At 39.1% G+C, this 1,204-nt stretch carries 1 pseudogene; it reads left to right on the top strand.

Going from position 1 to position 1,204, the window contains the following annotated elements:
• Positions 1-73: 73 nt before the first annotated feature.
• Positions 74-1,143: pseudogene (locus QUA77_RS29145) on the top strand (IS630 family transposase).
• Positions 1,144-1,204 lie beyond the last annotated feature (61 nt).

Here is a 1,204-nt window from a genome sequence, read left to right as displayed (position 1 = left end):
TATAGCGATCGCAAATGATTTGTAAATCATCGAGCGTGTATAATGAGAGATGTAAATCTAAGTATAAGTTGAGATGTTCCGAGAGAAATCGTCAGACAAATTCAAAGAAGATGAAGCCCAGGCTTTATTAGAACTCGAAAATTTTATTGCCGGCAATCCCGACCCAAGAGAACTAAAAAGAGCTCCTTCTGTTCGGATGCTAATTGAAGGGATATGTCGCAAAACTATCCAAACTATTTTGGGAGTATCATCTCCATTTATCAGCAAGTGGAAAATCAATTATGCGTTGTATGGAATTGAAGGATTGCTCTTAAATCATCGAGGCTCGCAGGGACAGCTTAAGCCAGAAGAACGAGAGGAAATTATCCAATGGTTAACCGAGAAAAATCAGTGGGATATATCTGCTGTTGCCAATTATATAGCAGAGCGATATCAGATTGAATTTAAATCTCAAACCAGCTACTATCAACTCTTTAAGTCAGCGGGAATTAGCTGGAAAAAGTCTCAAAAAAAGAACCCAAAAAGTGATGAAGAGCTTGTCAAAAAAAAGCACCAAGAAATTTGTGAAACTCTCGAAGAACATCGAGAAGCTTTCTTAGTCGAGAAAGCTTGTGGTGTATTTGATTGATGAGTGTCACCTTCTTTGGGGAGATGCCTGTGGCTATGTTTGGGGAAGGCGCAATGAGAAAATAGAAATACCAGTGGTAAATGAGAGAGAAAAACAAACTTATTATGGTGCGATAGATTATTTAACCAAACAGTTTGTTCTGCGAGAATATGCGACTGCGAATTCCGAGAATACGGTCGATTTCTTAAAGTATTTACAATGCTTAAATCCGGAAGCGAGACACTTGATTATTTGGGATGGAGCTAGTTACCACAAATATAAAGAGATGAAGGCTTACCTAGAAGAAGTTAATCGAGGCAAACAGAAGGATGAATGGCCTTTAACTTGTGTCCTATTTGCTCCCAATGCTCCGCCTGCAAAATCCTGTAGAGGATATTTGGCTCCATGCCAAAACTTGGGTGAGAAAATTTGGGAATCGGATCGGTTCTTTTTCCTTGGTTAAATGGTTCTTCAATTTTACCATACAGCAGCAAAGATTTGACTTTCCCAAGCTACACAAGTTTGGTGATGCGTGAGCTAACATTCTCATGAAACTCATGCTCGATCGAACCCTCAATCGATTTATGAATGATTTGC

It is taken from the genome of Microcoleus sp. K5-D4 (genome assembly GCF_036704575.1).
Taxonomy (GTDB): domain Bacteria; phylum Cyanobacteriota; class Cyanobacteriia; order Cyanobacteriales; family Microcoleaceae; genus Microcoleus.
The sequence above is the reverse complement of the archived record's forward strand: the minus strand, read 5'-3'. Positions and strand labels throughout refer to the sequence as shown.